At 39.6% G+C, this 8193-nt stretch carries 5 protein-coding genes; 3 read left to right on the forward strand and 2 right to left on the reverse strand.

Features of this window, described 5'->3' with window-relative positions:
- Window positions 1-161: 161 nt before the first annotated feature.
- Both larC and larB read right to left on the reverse strand, forming a co-directional pair.
- On the reverse strand, window positions 162-1355 hold the full coding sequence (gene larC / locus PLJ10_13155; protein HOK10593.1) for a nickel pincer cofactor biosynthesis protein LarC: 1194 nt from the start codon (window positions 1353-1355) through the stop codon (window positions 162-164).
- 63 nt (window positions 1356-1418) lie between these two features.
- Window positions 1419-2183, reverse strand: a complete 765-nt coding sequence (gene larB, locus PLJ10_13160; GenBank protein HOK10594.1) for a nickel pincer cofactor biosynthesis protein LarB — start codon at window positions 2181-2183, stop codon at window positions 1419-1421.
- Between the two features lie 152 nt (window positions 2184-2335).
- Between larB and PLJ10_13165 the strand changes: the two genes are divergently transcribed.
- From PLJ10_13165 to PLJ10_13175, 3 genes are all read left to right on the forward strand, one after another.
- A complete protein-coding gene (locus tag PLJ10_13165; protein HOK10595.1) occupies window positions 2336-4801 on the forward strand; it encodes an extracellular solute-binding protein in 2466 nt (821 codons plus the stop codon).
- A complete protein-coding gene (locus tag PLJ10_13170; GenBank protein ID HOK10596.1) occupies window positions 4785-6476 on the forward strand; it encodes an ABC transporter permease subunit in 1692 nt (563 codons plus the stop codon). Before PLJ10_13165 ends, PLJ10_13170 begins: the two co-directional genes overlap by 17 nt.
- Window positions 6477-6647: 171 nt before the next feature.
- Window positions 6648-8066, forward strand: a complete 1419-nt coding sequence (locus PLJ10_13175; protein ID HOK10597.1) for a hypothetical protein — start codon at window positions 6648-6650, stop codon at window positions 8064-8066.
- Window positions 8067-8193 lie beyond the last annotated feature (127 nt).

Genomic DNA, 8193 nt, shown 5'->3' on the forward strand with positions numbered 1-8193 from the left:
TGGTTCTGTAGATACTTCTTGGCAACGAAGGATATGATTTGATATGAATGATTTTTTGATATTTTACTCTTCTTTATTTTGTTCTTCATTTGTAAGTTTGTGTTTTTAAACAATAGTGATGAAAATGATAAAATCTGGCGAGAGAGGGGGGTATCTTTTGATTATTTTAGTGTTTTTTGTGCGAGGGTTATAGCATGGTGGTAAATTTCTTGTAGTGGGATGTTGTAAGTCTTTGCAATAGCATGGCATTCCTCAAATTCGGGGCTTATCTGGTATATATTTTTGCCGAGGTACCCTATTTTGACATTTACTTTACCCCAAGGTGTCTCAACAGGTATCCATTTTCTTTCGAGTATAGTTCGCATTTCTTTTCGGTAACGAATGCCGAATGTGCTTGTCTTTTCGAAGAGGATTTGTCGCATTGCTGGAAGCAGAGATGCTTCACATAACACGGTAAGGAGATATGCAGGTCTACCCTTTTTTGCAATTGTTGGGATAATGAAGGCATCACGAGCACCCGCAGAGAGTAATTCTTCAATTGCAACGGGAATGAGTTCACCGCTCATATCATCGATGTTTGTTTCAACGACCCAGATTTCTTCGGAACAACTCCGTGTTTCCTCTGGGCACTCGCCGATAAATAAGCGGAAGACATTTGCTCTATTGGGAATATCTTTTGACCCAGCTCCTGTACCTATATTTACGATGTTGAACGGTGGAACAGGTTCCCCTGTAGGTTTTGCAAAGCTATTGAGCAATACCGCTCCTGTCGGTGTTGTAAGCTCGCTATCGCATGTCCCTGTTAATATGGTGTAATTTCGAAGCAGTAAAGCGGTTGCAGGTGCAGGCACGGGTAATGTTCCATGGGCACATGTAACCGTGCCACCTCCTGTGTTTACTACGGAGCAATATCCTTTTTGAATTTTCAAATACCACCAGCACCAATGAGCACTTACAATGTCAACAATAGCATCGATAGCACCGACTTCATGAAAATGTATTGTATCTGGGGTTGTCCCATGAACTTCTGCCTCCACCTCCGCAAGTCTTTTGAAACTTTGTAATGCTCCCTGTTTAACTTCCTCAGGCAATTTGGATTGATGAATAATCTCTGTAATTTCTGCAAGCCCCCGATGCGGATGTGGATGTCCGTCAATTTCTTTTACCTCGACGGAAAATTGTAATGCCCGTAGCCCATTTTTTTTAACTTCCCGTTTAGCAATTGTATAACCTTTCAGGGGCAAACTGTTCAAAGCAGAACGAAGTTCATCAAATGGTACACCTGTATCCAGAAATGCGCCGACCAGCATATCACCGCTAATTCCTGATGAACAGTCAAAGTATGCTATCCTCATTCAAAATTACCTTATCTGACAAAATTTTTTATGACATTTATTCCTCTATGAGCAAATATATTTTTATTCACAAACAGGTGAAACTAATTGATGTATGGTCACTGCAAATGTTCCTGCCCCGAAACCATTATCAATATTCACAACCGCAAGCCCTGAGGCACATGTATTCAGCATTCCTAAAAGGGCAGATACTCCCTTAAAATTTGTGCCATAACCAATGCTGGTCGGCACTCCAATAACGGGCTTATTCACTAACCCAGCGACAACGCTGGGTAATGCACCTTCCATTCCAGCACAGACAATAATCGCTACCGATTCTCGTATTTTTGGTAACTGGTCAAACAGTCGATGTATTCCCGCAACGCCAACGTCATAAATCCGTTCGACACGAGAACCATAAGTATCGCAGGTAATACTTGCCTCCTCCGCTACGGGGGTATCACCTGTTCCAGCAGACACAACCGCAATGTAGCCTTCACGATAACGAATAGGTTTGGAAATAACTCGGAATGCTTGAGCCAGTTCAACGTATTCCGCCTGTGGTATCTCACGCTTCACTATTTCAAAAATATCCCTACTACACCGTGTTGCAAGTATATTTGTTTCATGAGATAGCATCGCTTTACAAATGCGAATAATCTGCTCCGCTGTTTTCCCAGGACAAAATATTGTTTCAGGAAATCCCTTACGTAGTGGGCGATGATGGTCTACCTTTGCATCATATAAATTTTCGTAAGGAACAAATCTTAATTTCTCTATTGCTTCATCAATAGTAATCTTTCCTTGCTGAATCTCTGTGAGTATTTCTTTAATAGTTTTTGGTTCCATTATTATTATCATTCCCTATCTTAACCACATAAGAGAATAACAAATTTTTATATACCGTTGCACAACAAACATCCGCTTGAAATAATTTCACTCGTTGACTTAACATAAAGAAGTAAATAAACCAATCATAAGGAAAAAATTCTTTATAGATAATGAGAACCAAAGGTAGCAATATATATAAACAACTATTGGCAATAAGAAATAGCTTATTTCCTATTCTTGTCTTTACTACTTTCATTTTAACATGCACAATTTCAGCTGAGGATACCGTTCGGCTTTACTATTGGGGTAATGAGTTGGATTTCTTCGTTGGGGAAATGGTGCGTGACTTTGAACACCTTTACAATGGTATCAACAGAAAACCGAAGATAAAAGTAGTCATGGGGCAAAGTGCATCACTCAATAAGACAGATGACCCACAACGACTACTTTGTGCAGTGGCAGGAGGAGACCCACCTGATGTCGTATTTTTCGACCGATTCGCAGTAGCACAATGGGCTTCACGCGGTGCATTTTTATGTTTGCAAAATTTCTATGAAGAAGACCTAAAAGAACGTCCAGATGACCCATGGACACTCAAAGAAGAATATTTCTTTCCACCATGCTGGAAGGAAAGTCAATATGAAGGCAAATTATATGCAATCCCATGTGATACAGATAATCGTGGGTTATACTACAATCTTGACCTCCTCGAAAAATATGCAGAACAACTTAAAGCCATTGGCTGTGTTGACCCTAATGACCCCAATAAAGTTGGACCACCACGCACATGGGAACAATTAAAAAAAGCATCTGTCATCATGACCGAGAAAGATGCCAGAGGTGATATAAAACAGATAGGCTTTATTCCTAACTTCGGCAATTCATGGCTCTATATCTATGGATGGCTCAATGGCGGTGAATTTATGAGCCCCGACGGTAAAATCTGCACTCTAAATAGCAAAGAAATCGTAGAAGCATTAGCCTACATGTCAGAATTATATGATATTATGGGCGGGGCTGATAAAGTTATGGCGTTTCAGTCCTCAATGTTAATAGGCGACCTTGACCCCTTTGTTGCAGGAAAGGTTGCAATGAAAATAGACGGTGACTTCGCAATGATTCCCATTGCCAATTCTCGACGTTCCATGCGATTCGGCGTTGTCCCTGCTCCCGCACCAGAGGGAAAACCACGAATTGGATGGACTGGCGGTTTCTCTTATGTTATCCCCGCAACAGCACGACATCCCAAAGAAGCCTGGCTATTCATCAAATATCTCATGTCAAAACGTGCTATACAAATACGAAATAATGCAGAAGCAGAAAAAGTGAAAGGTTCTGGTGCCATTTTTATACCACGGATGAGTGCTCGTAGCGACCTAACACAATGGATTATGGAACATTATCTATATTCTGACCCATCCATCGAAAATACATTCAAGCAATCTATGCAAACTTTCGTATCCATGATGCCCGAAGCAAAGTATCGACCAGTTACGCCTGTTGGACAATTGCTCTGGAATGAACATGTTCGAGCTATGTGGGAAGGTATCTACAAAAAATATAGCCCCGATTATCTTGAAAATGCTAAACAAGCATTAGACCGAAGTACCCAAATCGTCCAGCAAGAATTAGACCGTATCCATAAACCCAAATACCACCCTACAATTTCATGGACACCTATTGTAATTGTATATGTTATTATAATACTCATTATTATTACTATAATTACTTACATTTTGTTCAAAAGGTCAAGTGCTAAAGGATATTTTAGAAAAGAATATTATGCAGGTTATTTCTTTGCAAGCCCTTGGTTCTTAGGTTTCCTTATTTTTGGTGGGGGTCCATTGTTATTTTCATTCATTATGAGTTTTTGTAATTATGATGTGCTTTCTCCGCCGAAATGGGTCGGATTTGAAAACTACCGATTCATGATAAGCGACCCTCTATTTTATAAGTCATTGTGGAATACAATTTATATGACCATAGGTGTGCCATTAGGTATGATTGTAAGTTTAGCTATCGCCTTGTTATTGCAACGGGAATGGAAAGGCATGGCAACGTATCGGACTATATTTTATCTCCCAGCAATTATGCCTGGCGTCGCTGCGTCCATTTTATGGTTATGGATTTTTAATCCTCAGGAAGGGATGATGAATGCAGTTCTTACCAAAGTAGGCATAGTAGGTCCTAATTGGCTTCAGGACCCTAATTGGTCTAAACCAGCCCTTATTATCATGGGGGTATGGTCTTCAGGTGGTAGTATGATTATATGGTTGGCAGGTTTGAAGACGATACCAGTGCAACTCTATGAAGCGGCGGAGATTGATGGTGCTGGTGCTATCCGTAAATTTTTCTACATTACTTTACCTATGTTAAGCCCTTACATACTGTTTAATCTTATTATGGGGTTCATTGGTACTTTCCAGATTTTCACTCAGGCATTTATTATGACTCAAGGTGGTCCCGTAGACTCAACTTTATTCTATGCGTATTACCTTTTCAATAACGGTTTCCAATATCTTCGCATGGGATATGCCTCAGCGTTAGCATGGATTTTATTTGGTATTATACTTGTTTTGACTATATTACAATTGAAAGTATCGCAAAAGTGGGTTTATTATGAACGTGAGCAATAAGCAAATTATCAAAATATGGCGATGGTTTCGCTTTGGTATCTATCATTGTCTCCTTCTATTAGGTGCCATTATGTTTTCTGCTCCGTTCGTATGGCTTATAGGAACGAGTTTTAAGTCGCCTGATGAACTTTATCCACCGAGCTGGTTTCCTCCTATCCCTGCACATGTGATAACATCACCCTATTTTGGAGCAAACGCGAATGAACTACCTATCCAACCTGTGGATGTTGATGATGAACGGTGGAAAACCTTTCTGGAAATAGGGCGAGATGCAGTTAAACAACGATTATACCTAATAAAAAACGATATTCCAGAATTTATCAAGCCTTATCTAAATGAACCGACCCTTACGGATGTTATCCTTGGTAGTCTATTTCGGAGAATGCCGAAAGAATTATGGAGTGATGAGCCTGAAAAATTTAGCACATGGATTTCTAATGAAATAAATATGGATACTGTAATAAATAATTTTGATATCGTTTATCGTCGTGTCGCAGTCGGAGAACTGTTAATAAAAACATGGGATGCGGAAACGTTTCGCATCGGAGATGCGGAAACATTACAATGGCACATTTATGGGACATGTGCTCAATTGGTGCCTCGACTAAGCTACTTCAGTCGGAAAGGGATTGAAATTCATTACGATTTTTCGAAAAGTAGCGAATTCACTATCGAAACAGTTGCAGATTGCAATATCTCCGCAGAGGACTTTAAAAAATTACGGCTTGGCTTACGAGGCGATAAGTCTTGGTTTACAGTCCTTGCAACTATTGACATCGGCGGAAAACGGTTTCAATCAACAGAGGCAGTATATCTCCAGTATGACCAGTGGCAAGATTGTCTTTGGCAAGTCGCAAGTGATGAAGATAAAAGTATTATGATGAAAAGTTGGTATACAGTAAAACAAATAGGCGATGCAACTGAAACCCCAAAAGATAAAATTCGGCTTCGCTTACACATAAAGAAAATTTCATATCCTATGGTTCTTGCTCGTAAAGCATGGGGTAATTATCGGGAAGTGCTAAGGGAAATACCACTCAAGAACTATGTTTATAACAGTCTGTTCTTGGTGGTAATGAATATCATAGGGCAGGTTTTTTCAGCATCGTTTGTAGCATACGCATTTGCAAGACTTCGCTGGCCTGGACGAGATTATTATTTTATCCTTATTTTAGCAACATTAATGATACCCGCACAGGTAACATTGGTTCCTGCCTTTTTAATCTGGAAAACATTAGGATTGTATAACACGTTAGTGCCTTTATGGGCAAGTTCTTTCTTTGGCAATGCTTTCTTTATTTTCCTGCTTCGACAGTTCATGTTAAGCATACCGAGAGATTTAGAGGATAGTGCGTTAATCGATGGATGCAGTTACTTAGGGATATACCGACATGTCATTTTACCTCTAATCAAGCCAGCATTAGCCACGGTTGCCATCTTTACCTTCCTATGGGTTTGGAATGATTTCATGGGACCTTTAGTATTCCTAACCGACCAGGAAAAATACCCGCTGAGTTTGGGACTTTTTGCTTTACATGCAATGTTAATATGGTTTGCTCGATTCGAGTTAATGATGTCAGCATCTGTATTAATGACACTTCCAGTCATTGCTTTGTTTTTCTTTGCTCAACGACAGTTTATTCAGGGAATTACCTTGACTGGAATGAAGGGATAACCTGTAAGTGTTTAATAAATAATTAGTTAACAAAATGTTTCATGTGAAACATGCAGGTATATATAATAGGGTAAATGTTATGAGACAATGCCCCTATTGTATTATTTACCAGAAACTTATGAAAATGTTCCATGTGAAACAAACAGAAAAGTTTTTATTAGGAGAAAAATTATGCTAAAGAAATCGTTATTCACAAGAACCATTGTCATTACATTTTCTTTGATTGTATGCCACATCTCGGGATACTCATGGCAACACCACCCATTATTTACACGCGCAGTAATGGAAACGATGCCTGAGGTCGCAAATGCTTCCGCTGTACAGGCTGAATCATTAGAGAACTTCCTCATCGCAGAAGAGCAAGGATTAGCCCAAGTTTTAGCCAATGTCGAAGCGTGGGCACAGAAAAATGTCACTGCCTATGCACCTTGCCCAAATAATCTGGTCTTCACACCCACAGGAAGTGCACAAGACATTCGTCAACGCTTTTTCAACGCAATACGAATCAACCCCAACACAAAAACACCCCTTTATTACGTAGGATATGCAGACCAACCACCAGAAGGTAAAACACTTCTAAATATCAATGAAGTATGCATCCTGAGCAATACTAAAGAATTTGAACTATTTTGTTTCATCGCACTTAACGAAGGTGAAGAAGTAATGCCTATAGATGTTTTAGCCTCCGCCTCAAATGAACCCGATTATGGTATAGATACAGGACTATTCAAGGATAATCAAACTGAGGTCGGGGCTATATACGGATTTGGTGTCCAACCTTTCGGAAATCCAAATCTTGACTTCGGTTCCCAGGCACCATTCCACATGGGCTTCTTCCATGAAAATCCTATTATAACACTCTTTGCACCCTTCCTCAAACAGTCATATACCGAGTATCGTATTTACCTTTATAAAGAACTTGCAAAATTTGCCTTTGCCACAGGACATAATTATTGGGGCTGGCGATTCTCTGGCTGGGGATTACATTACATAGGCGATTTGTCCATGCCATACCATACCACCGCACTCCCTGGCTATTCAGCACTGAGAATGCTCTGGATTTACCTGTTAGATATTTTAGGTTGGCACACCCCAAAAAATAATGCAGTCCAGCTCTCATCCAACCGTCATTTAGCTATCGAAACATTCATGGGCAGACTATACCTTAATGCAATGCACTATCACGATGACCCTTTCCAAATCCTTGAAGGACTATCAAATGCTAAAATGCATAACAATATTAATAGTGGTTATAATAATAAATGCTGGTGGAGAAACCAATGTGTCCTTGAAGAAGGAAAAATCCCTGAATACAATGACAGTCTACCAAAAGATTGCCTTGCATGGCGTTCACATAACTGGTCAAAAACATTAGACCGACTGATTTCTAAAACCTTGCCTGATAGATTTGTTAATGACCCGAGTGTGGAATTAAACGACCTTGAAGAACGATATGACATTGTGGATATTACATTGTCAAATACCAAATTTGAAAAGGTTCGTGAATTAGTCGACACTGCCAATGCTTCATTATCATTATTTAACTATTACGGCAAAAGCTACCTAAAAACAATCCTAAACCTCCCATAACAGATTAAAATCCAAAATTTATTATCCTAAACTAACACGGCTATAAATGTCTTAAAATTATCCATTCCCAAAAAGTATCTACAGAACCATGCGTTCGCACTAAAAAGTGAACGTGTGTAAGGGGATT

It is taken from the genome of Candidatus Hydrogenedens sp. (genome assembly GCA_035361075.1).
Classification (GTDB): domain Bacteria; phylum Hydrogenedentota; class Hydrogenedentia; order Hydrogenedentales; family Hydrogenedentaceae; genus Hydrogenedens.

Excerpts from the sequence above, each read along its gene's own strand:
- PLJ10_13170 (HOK10596.1), top strand. The coding sequence starts at position 4,785 with ATGAACGTGAGCAATAAGCAAATTATCAAAATATGGCGATGGTTTCGC.
- larB (HOK10594.1), bottom strand. The coding sequence starts at position 2,183 with ATGGAACCAAAAACTATTAAAGAAATACTCACAGAGATTCAGCAAGGA.
- PLJ10_13165 (HOK10595.1), top strand. The coding sequence starts at position 2,336 with ATGAGAACCAAAGGTAGCAATATATATAAACAACTATTGGCAATAAGA.
- larC (HOK10593.1), bottom strand. The coding sequence starts at position 1,355 with ATGAGGATAGCATACTTTGACTGTTCATCAGGAATTAGCGGTGATATG.
- PLJ10_13175 (HOK10597.1), top strand. The coding sequence starts at position 6,648 with ATGCTAAAGAAATCGTTATTCACAAGAACCATTGTCATTACATTTTCT.